At 67.8% G+C, this 16,417-nt stretch carries 15 protein-coding genes and 1 tRNA gene; 7 read left to right on the top strand and 9 right to left on the bottom strand.

The features are described 5' to 3' along the window. The 3 genes from EON91_RS11670 to EON91_RS11660 form a co-directional block, all read right to left on the bottom strand. On the bottom strand, nt 1-336 hold a 336-nt coding region (locus EON91_RS11670), incomplete at its 3' end, for a biotin/lipoyl-containing protein (RefSeq protein WP_292094924.1). A 1-nt stretch (nt 337) separates the two neighbouring features. After that, on the bottom strand, nt 338-1,405 hold the full coding sequence (locus EON91_RS11665) for an alpha-ketoacid dehydrogenase subunit beta (protein WP_366250354.1): 1,068 nt from the start codon (nt 1,403-1,405) through the stop codon (nt 338-340). A 139-nt stretch (nt 1,406-1,544) separates the two neighbouring features. Further along, nucleotides 1,545-2,777 (bottom strand): 3-methyl-2-oxobutanoate dehydrogenase (2-methylpropanoyl-transferring) subunit alpha, encoded by a 1,233-nt coding sequence (locus EON91_RS11660; protein WP_292094920.1) that lies wholly within the window; start codon nt 2,775-2,777, stop codon nt 1,545-1,547. 144 nt (nt 2,778-2,921) lie between these two features. Here EON91_RS11660 and EON91_RS11655 point away from each other — a divergent pair, with 144 nt between their 5' ends. From EON91_RS11655 to EON91_RS11640, 4 genes are all read left to right on the top strand, one after another. After that, entirely contained in the window at nt 2,922-3,410 is a 489-nt protein-coding gene (locus tag EON91_RS11655) for an Lrp/AsnC family transcriptional regulator (protein WP_292094918.1), read from the top strand. Between the two features lie 31 nt (nt 3,411-3,441). Then, a complete protein-coding gene (locus EON91_RS11650; protein WP_292094916.1) occupies nt 3,442-4,353 on the top strand; it encodes a pirin family protein in 912 nt (303 codons plus the stop codon). Between the two features lie 94 nt (nt 4,354-4,447). Beyond that, nucleotides 4,448-5,920 (top strand): S41 family peptidase, encoded by a 1,473-nt coding sequence (locus EON91_RS11645; protein ID WP_292094915.1) that lies wholly within the window; start codon nt 4,448-4,450, stop codon nt 5,918-5,920. A 40-nt stretch (nt 5,921-5,960) separates the two neighbouring features. Continuing rightward, entirely contained in the window at nt 5,961-6,944 is a 984-nt protein-coding gene (locus tag EON91_RS11640; RefSeq protein ID WP_292094912.1) for an LLM class flavin-dependent oxidoreductase, read from the top strand. Here EON91_RS11640 and EON91_RS11635 read toward each other — a convergent pair. Then, nucleotides 6,941-7,900, bottom strand: coding sequence for an alpha/beta hydrolase (locus EON91_RS11635; RefSeq protein WP_292094910.1), 960 nt, complete (start codon nt 7,898-7,900; stop codon nt 6,941-6,943). The genes EON91_RS11640 and EON91_RS11635 overlap by 4 nt on opposite strands. Nucleotides 7,901-7,959: 59 nt before the next feature. Between EON91_RS11635 and EON91_RS11630 the strand changes: the two genes are divergently transcribed. Beyond that, nucleotides 7,960-8,796, top strand: a complete 837-nt coding sequence (locus EON91_RS11630; protein WP_292094908.1) for an aldo/keto reductase — start codon at nt 7,960-7,962, stop codon at nt 8,794-8,796. Nucleotides 8,797-8,856: 60 nt separating this feature from the next. Here EON91_RS11630 and EON91_RS11625 read toward each other — a convergent pair whose 3' ends face one another. Beyond that, complete coding sequence (locus EON91_RS11625; protein WP_292094906.1) at nt 8,857-11,043, bottom strand: 3-hydroxyacyl-CoA dehydrogenase NAD-binding domain-containing protein; 2,187 nt, start codon at nt 11,041-11,043, stop codon at nt 8,857-8,859. Nucleotides 11,044-11,060: 17 nt separating this feature from the next. Continuing rightward, on the bottom strand, nt 11,061-12,266 hold the full coding sequence (locus tag EON91_RS11620) for an acetyl-CoA C-acetyltransferase (RefSeq protein WP_292094904.1): 1,206 nt from the start codon (nt 12,264-12,266) through the stop codon (nt 11,061-11,063). Nucleotides 12,267-12,452: 186 nt separating this feature from the next. Here EON91_RS11620 and EON91_RS11615 point away from each other — a divergent pair, with 186 nt between their 5' ends. Beyond that, nucleotides 12,453-13,034 carry a hemerythrin domain-containing protein gene (locus EON91_RS11615; protein WP_292094902.1) on the top strand — a complete coding sequence of 194 codons (582 nt, stop codon included), beginning with the start codon at nt 12,453-12,455 and terminating at the stop codon, nt 13,032-13,034. Between the two features lie 18 nt (nt 13,035-13,052). Here the strand turns inward: EON91_RS11615 and EON91_RS11610 are convergent, their stop codons facing one another. Further along, a complete protein-coding gene (locus EON91_RS11610) occupies nt 13,053-14,288 on the bottom strand; it encodes a PQQ-dependent sugar dehydrogenase (protein ID WP_292094900.1) in 1,236 nt (411 codons plus the stop codon). Nucleotides 14,289-14,476: 188 nt separating this feature from the next. On the opposite strand from EON91_RS11610, the gene EON91_RS11605 reads away from it, so the two are divergent. Next, a tRNA-Met gene (locus tag EON91_RS11605) sits at nt 14,477-14,553 on the top strand. 130 nt (nt 14,554-14,683) lie between these two features. Here the strand turns inward: EON91_RS11605 and EON91_RS14695 are convergent. Beyond that, nucleotides 14,684-15,748: a YadA-like family protein gene (locus EON91_RS14695; RefSeq protein WP_366250349.1), complete on the bottom strand. Its 1,065-nt coding sequence runs from the start codon at nt 15,746-15,748 to the stop codon at nt 14,684-14,686. Between the two features lie 227 nt (nt 15,749-15,975). Continuing rightward, entirely contained in the window at nt 15,976-16,194 is a 219-nt protein-coding gene (locus EON91_RS11595) for a DUF6500 family protein (RefSeq protein WP_292094895.1), read from the bottom strand. Between the last annotated feature and the right edge of the window lie 223 nt (nt 16,195-16,417).

The raw sequence follows: 16,417 nt of genomic DNA, 5'->3' as shown, positions 1-16,417 counted from the left end.
TTCAACCGCAGCGCTCGATACGGACGCGGCTTCACCCCCATCCCCAGCCCTTCCCCCATCGAGGGGGAAGGGAGCTTCAGCGGCATTCCCCGCGCCCTCGACCTCGAACTCGACCAGCGGGCCGCGCACCGGGATCATCTGGCCCGGTTCGCCGTGAATGGCGATGACCTTGCCGCTGACCGGCGCGGTGATCTCCACCGTCGCCTTGTCGGTCATGACATCGGCGACGATCTGGTCTTCCTCGACCACATCCCCGACCGCGACGTGCCAGGCGACCAGCTCGGCCTCGGCGGTGCCTTCGCCCACGTCGGGCAGCTTGAAGACGAAACGACCCATCTCAGCGGCCTCCCGACATGACGGCTTTCAGGGCGTCGGCCACGCGTTGCGGGCCGGGGAAATATTCCCACTCGAAGGCGTGCGGATAGGGCGTGTCCCACCCCGTCACGCGCGCGATCGGCGCCTCCAGATGATAGAAGCAGCGCTCCTGCACCAGCGCCGACAGCTCGGCGCCGAAGCCCGATGTTTTCGGCGCCTCGTGCACGATGACGCAGCGGCCGGTCTTCCTGACGCTGGCCTCGATCGTCTCGATATCCAGCGGCACCAGGGTGCGCAGGTCGATCACCTCGGCGTCCACGCCCGCATGTTCGGCCCCCGCCAGCGACACCCACACCATGGTCCCGTAGGCCAGAATGGTGACGTCGGCGCCTTCCTTCATCACCCGCGCCTTGCCGATGGGCAGGGCGTATTTACCGGTCGGGACCTGGGCCAGCTCCTGCGCCTTCCACGGGCTGACCGGCTTCTCGTGCCAGCCGTCGAAGGGGCCGTTGTAGAGGCGTTTGGGCTCGAAGAAGATGACCGGATCGTCGTCCTCGATCGCCGCGGTCAGCAGACCCTTGGCGTCATAGGGGTTGGACGGGATCACCACCTTCAGCCCCGCGATGTGGGTGAACAGGCTTTCCGGCGACTGGCTGTGCGTCTGGCCGCCGAAGATCCCGCCGCCATAGGGCGAGCGCACCGTGATCGGGCTGGTGAACATCCCGGCCGAGCGATAGCGCAGCTTGGCCGCTTCCGACACGATCTGGTCGTAGGCGGGATAGATATAGTCCGCGAACTGGATCTCGACGACCGGGCGCAGGCCATAGGCGCCCATGCCGATGGCGGCGGCGACGATGCCGCATTCGCTGATCGGGGCGTCGAAGCTGCGGGTCAGGCCATGCTTTTGCTGCAGCTGGTCGGTGACGCGGAAAACGCCGCCGAAATAGCCCGCGTCCTCGCCGAACGACAGGACATTCGGATCCTCGGCCATCTTGGTGTCGATGGCCGAGTTCAGCGCCTGAATCATGTTCATCGGCACGACGCCGTTCGAGGGCGCCTCCGACTTCGGGGCGTTGTTCTGATCGACCATGTCCGGCTCGATGCCGTCGTTGCGGTCTGCGTCCGTGAAGGTGGTTTGCGCGCTCATCGGTTCACCAGAAGGCTGACAATCGCCACGATCGGAAGGAGTGCGACAGCGGCGTAGAAGGCGATCTTGCGGAAACGGGGGCTCATACGCCCACCTCGCGACGTTGCTCGGTGATGCGCCAGTCTTCGGTGGCGAAGACTTCCTCGAACATCGTCTTCACGCTGGGGCGCGACTGGCCCAGGGTGCCGATGGCTTCGGATTCCTTGCCGGCGGCGCGCACCTGTTCGACGGCGTCCTTTTCGGCCGCTTCCTGCTGCTCGTCCGACCATTCGCCAAGGGCGATCAGGTGCTGCTTCAGGCGGGCGACCGGATCGCCCAGCGGCCATTTCTCCTGCTCGTCGCCGGGGCGGTAGCGGCTAGGATCGTCCGAGGTCGAGTGCGGGGCGCCGCGATAGGTGAACAGCTCGATCACCGTCGCGCCCTGGTTCGTCCGCGCGCGCTCCTCGGCCCACTGGGTCGCGGCCCAGACGGCCAGGAAGTCGTTACCGTCCACCCGCAGCGCCGGCAGGCCGTAACCGATGGCCTTGGACGCAAAGGTCGTCTCCAGACCCCCCGCGATGCCCATGAAGGACGAAATGGCCCACTGGTTGTTGACGACGTTCAGGATCACCGGCGCGCGATAAACGGCGGCGAAGGTCAGGGCGTTGTGGAAGTCGCCTTCCGCCGTGGCGCCGTCACCGATCCAGCTGATGGCGATCTTGTCGTCGCCCTTGTAGGCGCTGGCCATGGCCCAGCCGACGGCCTGCGGCACCTGGGTGCCCAGATTGCCGCTGATGGTGAAGAAGCCATAGTCGCGGCTCGAATACATGATCGGCAGCTGGCGGCCTTTGATCGGGTCGCTGGCGTTCGAATAGATCTGGTTCATCATGTCGACCAGCGGATAGCCGCGGGCGATCAGCAGCCCCTGCTGGCGATAGGTCGGGAAGCCCATGTCTTCGCGGCCCAGGATCATGCCCTGGGCGACGGCGATGGCCTCTTCGCCCGTGCACTTCATATAGAAGCTGGTCTTGCCCTGGCGGTGGGCGCGGTGCATCCGGTCGTCGAAGGCGCGCGTCAGGATCATGGCCTTCAGGCCACGACGCAGCGTTTCGGGGTCCAGCTTCGGGTTCCACGGACCGACGGCCTGGCCCGCGTCATCCAGCACCCGAACCAGGCGGAACGCCATGTCACGCATGTCATAGGGCGCGGTTGACACCTCGGGCCGTTCGACGGCGCCGGGCGCATCCAGTTTCAGGTGGCTGAAGTCAGGCGCATCGCCCGGACGGCCCGAAGGCTCCGGCACGCGCAGCGAAAGGGTGGGCGTATTCTTCATCATGCGTCCCGTCCGGTTGATCCGTCCGCGTTTCCTCGTGGCGAGGGAATAGCATGGCCCCCGTCTGTTGGCCTTCCCAAAAATACCCTTGCCAAACGTCCAATTGGGGTATTTTATTGCGCAAAATGCGCTTTTGGAGAAACGCCTTTGGCTGATGATCTTGATCCCATCGACGCTCGCATCCTCGACATCCTGCAACAGGACGCAGGCCTGTCGGTCGCGGAGGTCGCCGATCGGGTGGGCCTGTCAGCCTCGCCGTGCTGGCGCCGGATCAAGAGACTGGAGGACTCTGGCCTGATCCGCAAGCGGGTCACGCTGCTGGATGCGGCGAAACTGGGCCTGGACTTCGAAGTCTACGCCATCGTCAAGCTGAGCCTGCCTACGCGTGAAAACCTGGACGTCTTCGAAAGCGCCGTCTCCAACTGGCCCGAAGTGGTCCAGTGCGCGACCATTACGGGGCGCGAGGATTATGTGCTGCGGATCATCACCTCCGACATGCACGCCTTCGACAAATTCCTGCGCGACAAGCTGCTGACGCTCGGCATCGTCTCGGACTGCGAGAGCCACATCGTCACCCGCGGCGTAAAGAATGTGACCGCCCTGCCCCTCGGCATCGTGACGCCTCACGTCGGATAACCGGCGACCGTTTCGCCCAAGGACCCTGCACATGATCGAAATGGTGATCGACGCCCGCCGCAAGGATCTGGGCGGATTCGAGGTGGGGCGGGTGCTGCCCTTCCATTCGCGCCGCATGGTCGGCCCCTTCATCTTCCTGGATCAGATGGGCCCGGCCGAGTTTGCGCCCGGCGCCGACGCCATCAATGTGCGGCCGCACCCGCACATCGGCCTGTCGACCCTGACCTATCTGTTCGAGGGCGAGATCATGCACCGGGACAATCTGGGCTACACCCAGCCGATCCGCCCCGGCGAGGTGAACTGGATGACCGCCGGCAAGGGCATCGTCCATTCCGAACGCACCGACCCGCTGAAAAAGAGCCAGGGCGGACCGATGCACGGCATGCAGGCCTGGATCGCCCTGCCGACCGAGGACGAGGAGACCGCCCCCTCCTTCACCCACCTGGGCGAGGACGCCCAGCCCGCCTATGAGAACGGCGGCCTGTTCGCGCGCCTTGTGGCGGGCGAGGCCTATGGCGCCAAGGCCGGGACGCCGGTGTCGTCGCCCCTGTTCTATCTGCACTGGGAACTGGCCGAGGGCGTGCGCACCGCCCCGCCGCCCGGCCGGGGCCAGGGCGGCATGAGCGAGCGCGCCCTGTTCGTCGCGAAGGGCGAGATCGAGGTCGGCGACCGCGTCTTCCACGAAGGCCAGATGATCGTCCTGTCGCCCGAGGCCGAGCCGACCGTGCGCGCCCTGCGCCCGTCCACCGTCATGGCCCTGGGCGGCGAACCGGTGGGCGAGCGGCTGATCTGGTGGAATTTCGTCGCCTCCAGCCAGGCCCGGATGGACCAGGCCAAGGCCGACTGGAAGGCCGGTCGGATGAGCCTGCCGACCGACGACGCGCTGGAGTTCATCCCCCTGCCGGACGAGCCGCCGCCCGCCCCGGTCGTCAGCTATCCCTGACGGCTTTGTCGATCCCTCGTCGCATTACGCAGGATTAAATAGCGGCGCTTTTCGATACGCGGCACGACGGCGCTGAACATACGGAGCCTTCGCCATGCGTCTCGCCATCGCCGCCGCCCTGACCGTCCTCGCCGCCCCGGCGCTGGCCCAGACCCCCGCCGCGCCCGCCTTCGACGCCGACGGCTGGGTCGCCGACCTGCATCAGGTGCGCGACGCCATGGGATCGCACTACGCCAATCTCGACTGGGCGGTGAACGAACGCGAGGCCCCGCTGGGCCAGCTGTTCCAGGTCGGCGAACAGCGCCTGCGCATGGCACGCAGCGACGCCGACGCGCGCGAGGTGTTCGAACGGCTGGAAAAATACCTCGGCGACGGCCACGTCGACTTCGTCTGGCCAACCGGCGGCGCCGCCGCTTCGGCCGGGGCGTCCGGCCCCGACACGCGCCCGCCTTGTGACATTCTGGGCTTCAAGGCCGACGGACGTGACGGCCAGGCCGTCGCCACCCGCCTGCCCGGCTATCAACCGCTTGAGGGCGACAGCGGCTTTGCCGCCGGAATCGTCGAGATCGACGGCCGCAAGGTCGGCGTCATCCGCATCGCCCAGATGTCGGCCTACGCCCATCCCCAGGCCTGCGCCGCCGCCTTCGCCGCCTTCAGCCGCCCGGCCAACGAACCCTGCGACGACGACTGCCTGGACTCGCTGCGCGTCATGGCGGTGGACCGGGTGACCGAAGACCTGACCGCCCGCATCCGCGGCCTGCGCGACGCGGGGGCTCAAACCCTGCTGGTCGATCTGGCCGGCAACGGCGGCGGTTCGGAATGGACCGAGGTGGCTGTGCGTCTGTTCAGCCCGATCCGGCTGAAGTCGGCCCGCGTCGGCTTCCCCCGTCATCCGCATTGGGTCGAGAATTTCAAGGCCGACGAACAGCGTCTGCTTGAGGCCGGGCGCGGCCAGTCGCGCGCCGACCGCGCCCGGCTGGACGGCTATCGCGCCGTCTTCGCCCAGGCCCGTCAGGAAGCCGCCGCTCCCTGCGATCCGGCCCCCTGGTTCACGCCGGGGGCCAGGTCCGACTGCGCCTGGCTGACCACCGCCCCGCTGTACGCCACCGGCCCGCTGGCCGAGCTGGACCCGGCGATCATCGGCAAGCCGTGGGCCGCCGAGGTGTTCACCCCCCTGACCTACCGGTTCGAGCCGGGCGTCTGGACCGGGCCGCTGATGGTTCTGGTGGACGGCGCCACCGCCTCGGCCGCCGAGGAATTCGCCGCCGTGCTGCAAGACAACACCGCCGCCGTCATCGTCGGTTCGCCCACGCGCGGGGCCGGCTGCGGCCATGCGCGCGGAGAGATCGAGACGGTGCTGACCCACAGCGGCGCGCGCCTGCGCCTGCCCAACTGCGCCCGCCTGCGCGCCGACGGGACCAATGAGGTCGGCGGCATCGCGCCCGAGGTGCTGGTCGGCTTCCGCGACAACGACGGCCCGCGCAACCGCATCGCCCGCCTGACCGCCGCCCTGCCCGGCGCCGTGGCGGCGGCCGAGGCGCAGATGAAGGCCCGTCCCGCGACCTAATGGCCCTTGAACGGAGCGGGTCACGCCCGATCTAAAGGGCATGATCCCCTTTTCCGTGCTCGACCTGTCCCCCGTCGTCCAGGGCGGCGACGTCCGTCAATCGCTGGACGCCTCGCTCGCCCTGGCCCAGACGGCCGAGCGGCTGGGCTTCACCCGCTTCTGGCTGGCCGAGCATCACAACATGCCAGGTATCGCCAGCGCGGCGACACCGCTGGTGATCGGCCACGTCGCGGCGGGCACCTCGACCATCCGCGTCGGCTCGGGCGGGGTCATGCTGCCCAACCACGCACCACTGGTGATCGCCGAACAGTTCGGCACGCTGGAGGCGCTGCATCCCGGCCGCATCGACCTGGGCCTGGGCCGCGCGCCGGGCACGGACGGCGAGACCGCCCGCGCCCTGCGCCGCTATTTCGACGCCGCCGACCAGTTCCCCCGCGACGTGCTTGAGCTTCAGGCCTTCCTGGCGCCGGCGGTCGAGGGGCAGCGCGTCCGCGCCGTGCCGGGCGCGGGGTCACGCGTGCCGATCTGGCTGCTGGGCTCCAGCCTGTTCAGCGCCGAACTGGCCGCCCAACTGGGCCTGCCCTACGCCTTCGCCTCGCATTTCGCGCCCGAGATGCTGTTGCAGGCGCTGCGCATCTATCGCGACGGCTTCCGCCCGTCCGAGCAGTTGGACCGGCCCCACGCCATGGCCGTCATCAACGTCTTCGCCGCCGACACGGACGAGGAAGCGCGCGTCGTCTCCACCTCGATGCAGCAGGCCTTCGCCGCCGTGGTGCGCGGCCGTCCCGGCCTGTTGCAGCCGCCGGTCGCGGACATCGACGCCGTCCTGTCCGCCCAGGAACAGGCGGCGGTGCGCAGCCGGCTGCAGCATTCCGCCATCGGCGGCCCGGACACCGTCCGCCGCCAACTGGCCGACTTCATCGCCCTGACCGGCGTCGACGAGCTGATGGTCACCGGCATGATCTTCGACCCCGCCGCCCGCATCCGCAGCCTGGAGATCACGGCGGCGGCGATGACCGCCTAGAGCCCGCCCAGGAACGCCAGCAGCAGGGCGTTCACCTGATCCGGGCGCTCCTGCTGCAGCCAGTGCCCCGCGACGGGCAGGACGTGCTGGCCGCGCAGGTCGGTCAGCCAGTCCTTCAGCCCCGCCTCGTGTGGCCCGGCGTAGTGGCGCACCGGATCCTTCTCGCCGACGATGAACAGCGACGGCTGGCGGATGCGCGCGTCCTGCAGGAAGGCCGTCAACGACCAGTTCAGGTCCAGGCAGCGATACCAGTCCACCGGCCCTCGAAACCCGCCCGCAGTGAAGGCGGCGACGTATTCGGCGAAATGCTCGGCGCTCATCCACGGCGGCAGAACAGCCTCGTCCGAAATGCTTTCCAGCAGATCGACGCCGGGCGCCAGAAAGCCGGTCGACTGGCGCGTCGCAGGCGTCGCCCCGTCATAGGACCAGAACATCTTGCGCAGGGCCGCCGCCGGATCGGCGTCGAACGGTTCGTGGGCGTCCGGCGCCTGGAAGCGACTGATATACAGGTCGCCCAGCCCCGCCCGCTTGCTGATCGCCGCCATGGCCGGGGTCGGGGGGCCGTTCGGGCGGCGCGGCTGGAACGGCACCGACAGGCCCGCCACCGCCCGGAACAGGTCGGGCCGCGTCAGGGCGCAATGCCAGGCGACCGGCGCGCCCCAGTCGTGGCCCACCACGACGCACTGCGTCTCGCCCAGCGCCCGGACCAGATCGACCATGTCCCCGACCAGATTCAGGATCGCATAGGCGCCCGCCCCGTCCGGCCTGTCCGTTCCGCCATAGCCGCGCATGTCCGGCGCCACGGCGTGGAATCCCGCATCGGCCAGCGCCTGCACCTGCGCCCGCCAGCTGACGCCCAGTTCCGGAAAGCCGTGGATCAGCAGCACCAGCGGCCCCTCGCCCGCTTCCAGCACCTGCTGGGTCAGGCCGTCGGTCTTCACGAGACGAGATCGCATGGGGCGCACTCCAGCATCTGGCTCTGGCGCCGGAATCGGCCGCCGGGCATTGTGAGACCATGACCCGACTGATCCAGTTCTCCGACGGTACGACCGTTCCCGCCCTCGGCCAAGGCACGTGGGAGATCGGCGACGACCCCGCCCGCCGCGACGCCGAACAGCAGGCGCTGGCCCGCGGCATCGACCTGGGCCTGACCCTGATCGACACGGCCGAAATGTACGGCGATGGCCGCGCCGAACGGCTGGTGGGCGAGGTGATCCAGGGCCGCCGCGACGAGGTCTTCCTGGTGTCCAAGGTGCTGCCCCAGAACGCGTCCGAAATGAAGATGATGCTGGCCTGCGAGAAGTCGCTGGAACGGCTGGGAGTCGATCGGCTGGACCTGTATCTGCTGCACTGGGAAGGCCGCGTGCCGATGGAGGAGACCATCGCCGCCTTTCAGGAGCTGGTCGACGAGGGGATGATCCTGCGCTGGGGCGTCAGTAATCTGGACCTCAAGGCCATGCAGGCGCTGGATGCGCTGGACGGCGGCGACCAGTGCATGACCAACCAGCTGCTCTACAACCTGGGTTCGCGCGGGGTGGAGTTTGACCTGCTGCCATGGATGCAGGCGCGGGACATGCCGATGATGGCCTATTCGCCGTTGGGGCGCGGCGGCCTGCTGGACCATCCGCTGATATTGGACATCGCCGACCGCCACGACGCCAGCCCGGCCCAGATCGCCCTGGCCGCCGTCCTGCGTCAGGACGGGGTGATCGCTATTCCGAAGGCGTCGTCGGTCGAACACGTTCAGGCCAACGCCGACGCGCTGGACATCCGGTTCGACGCCGAGGACATCGAACGTCTGGATCAGGCCTTCCCGCCGCCTGCGACGGAAACGCCGCTGGAGATGATCTGACGTGAAAAGGGCGGAGCCGGTCACCCGGCCCCGCCCTGTCATTTCGTCATGGCGCCAGAGTTATGCCGCCTTCGCCGGGGCGAATTTGACGTAGAAGGTCTCGCCCTTGGCGGCCATGTCGCGCAGTAGTTGCGGGACCTTGAACCGGTCGCCGTAGGTCGCCGCCAGACGGTCAGCCGTCTCGACGAATTTCGCCAGGCCGGTCTGGTCGATCAGGGTGATCGGCCCGCCTGTCCAGGGCGCGAAGCCCCAGCCCAGGATGGCGCCCAGGTCCGCCTCGCGCGGGTCGTCGATGACGCCTTCTTCCCAGCACCGCGCCACCTCGACGGCCTGGCGATACAGCAGGCGCGTCTTCAGCTCCTTGATGTTGGCGGCGGCGTCCGGGCTTTCACCAAAGCCTTCGGTTCTGGTCACCGGGGCCAGCTCGGCCAGGCCCGACCACAGGGTCTTGGGCCTGGTGTCATAGTCGTAGAAGCCCTTGCCGTTCTTGCGGCCGAAACGCCCGCCCTCGACCATTTTGGCGACGATGTCGGCGCCCTCGGCCGGGACGTATTTGTCGCCCAGATCGATCGCCGTCTGTTTGGCGATCTTGTAGGACAGGTCCAGCGCGACGTCGTCGTGCATCTCCAGCGGGCCGCGCGGCATGCCGGTCATGCGGCCGACGTTGTCGATCAGCGCGGGGGCATAGCCTTCCTCCAGCATCGCCATGCCTTCCATCAGGAAGGTGGAGAAGCAGCGCGAGGTGTAGAAGCCGCGGCTGTCATTCACGACGATCGGCGTCTTCCTGATCTTCAGGACATAGTCCAGCGCCTTGGCCAGGGCCTCATCGCCGGTCTTTTCTCCCATGATGATCTCGACCAGCATCATCTTGTCGACCGGCGAGAAGAAGTGGATGCCGATGAAGTCGGCCGGACGCACCGACGCCTCCGCCAGACCCGAGATCGGCAGGGTCGAGGTGTTCGAGCCGAACACCGCGCCCGGCGTCAGCTGGGCCTCGGCGCGACGGGTCACGTCGGCCTTGATCTCGCGATTCTCGAACACCGCCTCGACCACCAGGTCCGATCCCTTGATCAGGTCATAGTCGGTCGTCGCCGTGACCGAGGCCAGAAGGGCGTCGAATTTTTCCTGGGTCAGTTGCCCGCGCGACAGGCGCTTCTTCAGCAACTCCTCGACGTGGGCCTTGCCCTTGTCGGCCGCCTCCTGGGTCTGATCGATCAGGATGGTCTCGATACCGGCCATGGCCTGCACATAGGCGATGCCCGCGCCCATCATGCCGGCGCCGATGACCGTGACCTTCTTCGGGTCCGACTTCGGCACCCCCGCCGGACGCACGGCGCCCTTGTCCAGTTCCTGCTTCGACAGGAACAGGCTGCGGATCATCGCCTGCGCCTGCGGCGTCATCAGGGTCTTGATGAAGTAGCGCGTCTCGATCCGCAGACCCGCGTCGATCGGAACCTGCACGCCCTCATAGACGGCCTTCATCAGGTTCAGCACGGCCGGATAGTTGCCGTACGACTGCTTGCGCAGCAGGGCGTTACCCATGATGAAGATCTGCGCGCCCGCCGGGTGATAGGGACCGCCGCCGGGCAGTTTGAAGCCCTTGTCGTCCCACGGCTGCTGCGCCTTGCCGCCCGCCTTGATCCAGGCCTTGGCCGCCTCGACCGACTGGCCCTTTTCAACCACCTCATGCACCACGCCCGCGCCCCTGGCGTCATTGGGGCGGAAGGACTTGCCCTCGCTCATCGCCATCAGCGCCGCCTGCACGCCGATCAGGCGCGTCAGCCGCTGGGTGCCGCCGCCGCCGGGGAACAGCCCGACCTTGATCTCGGGCAGACCCAGCTGGATCTTGTTGTCGTTCTCGACCACGCGATAGTGGCAGGCCAGCGTCAGTTCCAGACCGCCGCCCAGCGCCAGGCCGTTGATGGCCGCCGCCACCGGCTTGCCGCAGGTCTCCAGCGCGCGCAGGGCGCCGTTCATCTTCCAGCCCGCCTCATAGGCGTCTTCCAGGCTGGCGCCGCCGATCATGCCGCCGGCGATGTCGCCAAGGTCCGCCCCGGCGCAGAAGCCCGACGCCTTGCCCGAGGTGATGACCGCGCCCTTGATGGCGTCGTCGCTCTTCAGCCGCTCCACCACCTGCGGCAGCTCGGCCATGACCGAGGAGGTCAGGGTGTTCATCGACTTGCCCGGCACGTCGAAGACGACCAGGGCGATGCCGTCGGCGTCGACGTCGATCTTGAAGTTTTCCATGTCCTATCGCTCCCGGCTCAGACGCGTTCGATGACGGTGGCGGTGCCCATGCCGCCGCCGATGCACAGGGTGGCCAGGGCCGTAGACTTGTCCGAGCGTTCCAGCTCGTCCAGCACCGTGCCCAGGATCATCGCCCCGGTGGCGCCCAGCGGGTGGCCCATGGCGATGGCGCCGCCGCAGACGTTGATCTTGTCGTGCGGAATCTCCAGCGCCTGCATGTACCGCAGGACGACGGCGGCAAAGGCCTCGTTCAGTTCGTACAGATCGATGTCGGCCACCGACATGCCCAGGCGGCCCAGCAGCTTGCGGGTCACCGGCTCCGGCCCCGTCAGCATGATCGACGGCTCAGACCCGATCGAGGCGCCGCCCAGGATCTTCGCGCGCGGCTTCAGGCCCAGCGCCTCGCCCATTTCCTTGGTGCCGATCAACACGCCCGCCGACCCGTCGACGATGCCCGAGCTGTTGCCCGGCGTGTGCACGTGATTGACGCGCTCGACCTCGGGGTAGCGCTGGTTGATCACGGCGTCGAAGCCCATGGTCCCCATCATTTCGAACGAGGCCTTCAGCCCGCCCAGGGTCTGCATGTCCGTGCCGGGACGGATCGTCTCGTCATGATCCAGACGCACCAGGCCCAGCTGGTCCTTGACCGCCAGCACCGAATTCCTGAACCGGCCCTCGGCCCAGCTGCGCGCGGCGCGCTTGTGGCTTTCGACCGAATAGGCATCCACGTCGTCGCGGCTGAACCCGTATTTCGAGGCGATCATGTCGGCCGACACGCCCTGCGGCACGAAATAGGTAGGGAAGGCCGAGGACGGATCGGTCGGCCAGGCGCCGCCGTCGCTGCCCATCGGCACGCGGCTCATGGCCTCGATGCCGCCGCCGACGGCCATGCGGGCCTCGCCCGACTTCACCTTGGCCGCCGCCATGTTCACCGCTTCCAGGCCCGAGGCGCAGAAACGGTTGACCTGAACGCCCGCCGTATCCTGCGACCAGCCGGCGGCCAGCACCGCCGTGCGCGCCACGTCCGAGCCCTGCTCGCCCACCGGCGTCACGCAGCCCAGGATGACGTCGTCGACCTGGGACGTGTCCAGATTGTTGCGATCCCGCAGCGCCTCCAGGACCTGGCTGGCCAGGCTCAGGGCCGTGATCTCGTGCAGCGAGCCGTCCTTCTTGCCCTTGCCGCGTGCGGTTCTCACCGCGTCGAAGATATAGGCCTCGGCCATGGGGTGCGTCTCCTTTGAGAACGGAATCTGCGGTCGCCGCCAGAAACCCTACGTTTACGTCAACGTCAAGTAACAACGACCGTGAGCCCTGCAAGCCCGCAAACGACTCGCACCTGGCTTGACCTTGGGAACAGCGGCGACGGCTCGGCGCTTCTCCATCCGAACATCAACACAGAGGGGAGCCCCATGGCCCAGACCTACGAAGAGATGGACGCCATCGCCATGCTGAAGGCCGACCACCGCAAGGTGGAGGACATCTTCGCCGCCTTCGAAAAGGCGCGCGGCAAGGACCGCAAACAGGCCCTGGCCGAACAGGCCTGCCTTGAGCTGAAGGTGCACACCATCATCGAGGAAGAGATCTTCTATCCGGCCTGTCGCGGCCAGATCGAGGAAGACATGCTGAACGAGGCCTATGTCGAGCACGACGCGGCCAAGACGCTGATCAACGACATCGAGGCGGGTGGCCCGGACGAGGCCTTCTACGACGCCAAGGTCAAGGTGCTGTCCGAGATGATCGAGCACCACGTCAAGGAAGAGGAAATGCGCTCCGAAGGCATGTTCAGCCAGGCCCGCGCCGCCGGCCTGGACATGAACGACCTGGCCGATCGCATGCGGGCCCGAAAGCAGACCGCCATGGCCGAGTTGCAGGGGCACCCGGAAATCCCGGCCGAGACCCACACCTTCGAAGGCGACGACACCGACTTCGCCCTGGCCGACGAGCCGATGGACGACAAGACGGCCAGCTTCGAAGGCCGCGAGATGCGCTGAAATCCCGGCTGGCGGCCGCTACTGCGCCGCCGCCAGCCGCACCAGCTTGCCGTCCTGTTCGTCCGTGATGGCCCAGACCGCACCGTCGGCGCCGACCGCCACGTCGCGGACGCGCTCGCCCAGGTCGATCAGCAGCCGCTCTTCGCCGACCACGCGGTCGTTCCGGATCACCAGTCGGGCGATGTGCTTTTCCTTCAGCCCCGCCACCAGCAGGTTTCCGCGCCAGCCCGGGAACATGACCCCGTCGTAGAAGGTCGCGCCGCCCGGCGCGATGACCGGGTCCCAATAATAAACCGGCTGCTCGGTCCCAGCCGCAGCCGTCGCGCCCGCATTGATGGCCCCGCCCGAATATTCGATCCCATAGGCCGCGCCGGGCCAGCCGTAGTTGGCCCCCGCCTTGTCCAGATTGACCTCGTCCCCGCCGCGCGTGCCGTGCTCGATGGTCCAGATGGCGCCCGTGCCCGGCTGAACGGCGATGCCCTGCATGTTGCGGTGGCCCAGGCTCCAGATTTCCGGCAGGGCGCCCGCCTGGCCGACAAACGGATTGTCCGGCGGGACCGTGCCGTCAGCGTTGATGCGGATCGTCTTGCCCATGTGCGAGGCCAGATCCTGCGCTTGCGGCCGCATCGGCCGATCCGACCGGTCGCCCAGGGTGATGAACAGCGTGCCGTCCGGCGCAAAGGCCAGCGACGAACCGAAATGCTTGTCCCCGTCATAGGTGGGCTGGGCGCGGAAGATGACCTGCACGGCCTCGACCCGCGTCTCGTCGTCCGACAGCCTGCCGCGCGCCACGGCGGTGCCGTTGCCTCCGTCACGCGGCTGGGCGTAGCTCCAGTAGATCATCCGGTCCTGCGCGAAGGTCGGACCGACCGCCACGTCCAGCAGCCCGCCCTGCCCGCGCGCATCGACCGGCGGCAGGCCCTGGATCGCCGGGCTGATCCGCCCCTCGGGCCAGACGATCCTCAAACGCCCCGGCTTCTCGGTCACCAGCCAGCGTCCGTTCGGCAGTTGCGCCAGACCCCACGGATGCTCCAGTCTCGAGGCGATCACGTCGTGCGTCAGCGCCCGGTCGGTGCGCACGCCCGGGGCGCGGGTCTGGCCGTCAAAGGCCGGCTTCTGCTCCGGATTGTTGGCGGCGCGGCTCTCCACCGGGGCGCCCGTCGCCTGCGTCGCAGGCGTGCCTTCGCCGTTGGCCCCGCAGGCCGCCGCCATCGTCAGGGCCGCCACAGCGCCCGCCAGACCCATCTTCCGCATCTGATATCTCCTCGCCTTCCGGCTCGAACGACCACGTTGACGACGCCGTTCCCGCCGGGACAGGGGGCGGATTGTCACGCCGCGTGACGCCTTTCGCCAAGAGTCGCTTGAAACCGGCAGCGCCGGGCGATATAGGCACGCCTCTTCCCGCGCAGCCCCTGTTTCGACAGACACGCCGCGCGGTCGGAGGCTGGGTAGCTCAGCTGGTTAGAGCGGTGGATTCATAACCCACAGGTCGGCGGTTCGAGCCCGCCTCCAGCCACCATTTTCTTTTAAAGTCAAATACATACCCCTTGCGGGTGATCGCGACCCATGGCGATTCCGCGCAAGGAAATGGCCCCGCCGCGGTCAAGCGACGGGGCCCGGCTTGAGTACCCTTCAGGCAGGGGAACCGCCTAGAAGGCGATGCCCACGCCAACTCCGCCGCCCGAACCGCCGCGATTGGCGATGCTGGCGTTACCGCGCAGGACGACACGGCCCGACGGCAGCATGTAGGATCCGCCGACCGACAGGGCCGTCTCGCCGCGCCAGTGACCCAGACCCGCGCCCAGCATCGAGCCGCCCGGCGCAAAGGCCTGCGGGATCGAGGCTGCGGCGATGGCCGCGGCCGTGCCGGAATCCGCATATTCCTGCATCTGCTTCGACCCGCCGCCCATGGCCGCGATCTGGCTGTCCGTATAGGCCTTGGCCTCGTTCAGAGTGCGGACGTCGCCCTGGTCGGCATAGGTGTTCGCAGCCGCCAGCGTGTGGGCCGCCGCCGCGTTCATTTGACCGACCGTCGCCGCGTCCGTAGCGGCGGTGCCGTCGGCGAGATTGATCAGTCGACGCTTGACCGTGGTGTTGCCGAAGGAAACGGTGTTGTCTTCAGTCGCTTCGCTGAAAGCGCCCAGAGCGATGCTGTTTTCGCCCGAAGCGCTGGCGGCGACCCCCATGGCCGTGGACAAACGCCCGGAAGCATCCGCACTGATGCCCACAGCCGTCGAGGCGTCGCCCGATGCGGTAGAGTGCGCGCCCACAGCCAGAGCTTCAGGCGCACTGGCCTCTGCCCCCGCGCCGACGGCAGTGGCGTATATGCCCGTTGCGATCGAATCAGCACCCAGAGCCGTGGCATAGGCGCCGTCAGACTTGGCGGCGTTGCCGAAGGCCGAACCTCCGGTCCCGGTAGCGGCGCTGTTGCCGCCAACTACCGTGGAGAGTCGTCCTGTACTCGAGGCGCCGGCGCCCAGCGCTACGGAACCGGCCCCACTGGCGACCGCTGCAACACCGCCGGCAGTTGCTCCTTCTCCAGCTTGGGCATAAGAGCCCAGCGCTGTGCCACCAGCCTGAGCACGAGCGCTTCCGCCGAAAGCACTGGAATTGTTGCCGTTACCCTCGGCATATGACCCCACGGCGGTCGATGCGACCCCAGTCGCGGCGACGTCTTGCCCGCAAGCCAGGTTCGAGTTGGCTGGCCCGCTCATCGCACACGCGTCTTGGACCCGCGCTTCACTGGGCCTTCCCCCTGCTACGACGAGAAACGCCGCGCCTGCGATCAAGAGGGTTCGGTTGTTGAAAGCCTTGGTGGGCATGACGACCTCGATGGAAAAGGCGTCGCTTAGCGAGGACAGGCGCGACAGGTCGGAAGAAATCTACGAACTTTCGGAAATACGACCGTCCTGCGACCAACCTGACCCTACCCGGCAAGCCTTCACCCCTCCCCCATCACCATCGCCCGCACCTTCACGGCCTTTTCGAAATGGTCCAGGCGGTGGGTTCTGATCCACCATTCGGCGGCTTCCATCAACCGTTCGGGGTCGTCGTTGCGGTTGGCGAAGAAGGCGTAGAAGGACACGCCGACGCCCTCGCCCTTTTGCGCGATCTTGCGGTCGCAGACTTCGATGATCTTCTGCTTCAGGGCGGGTGTCATGGGGGCTCCGGATGTGATCGGCGGCGTTAGCACGGGGCGCACGGGCGCAGGCCGCCGGACGACCGGATTGCGATCAGCCCCGCGAGCGCGTCTTCACGGAACCTCGCTATGGCTGGTGATTTCCACATCTGGAACAACAGGCGGATCATGACCCGACGTCGCACCCTTTCACTTGTGGCCTTCGGTGGTGTCGCCATCGCCGCCGCCCTGATGCTGGCCGACT

Source organism: Brevundimonas sp., from assembly GCF_004210735.1.
In the GTDB taxonomy this organism is placed as follows: domain Bacteria; phylum Pseudomonadota; class Alphaproteobacteria; order Caulobacterales; family Caulobacteraceae; genus Brevundimonas.
The sequence above is the reverse complement of the archived record's forward strand: the minus strand, read 5'-3'. Positions and strand labels throughout refer to the sequence as shown.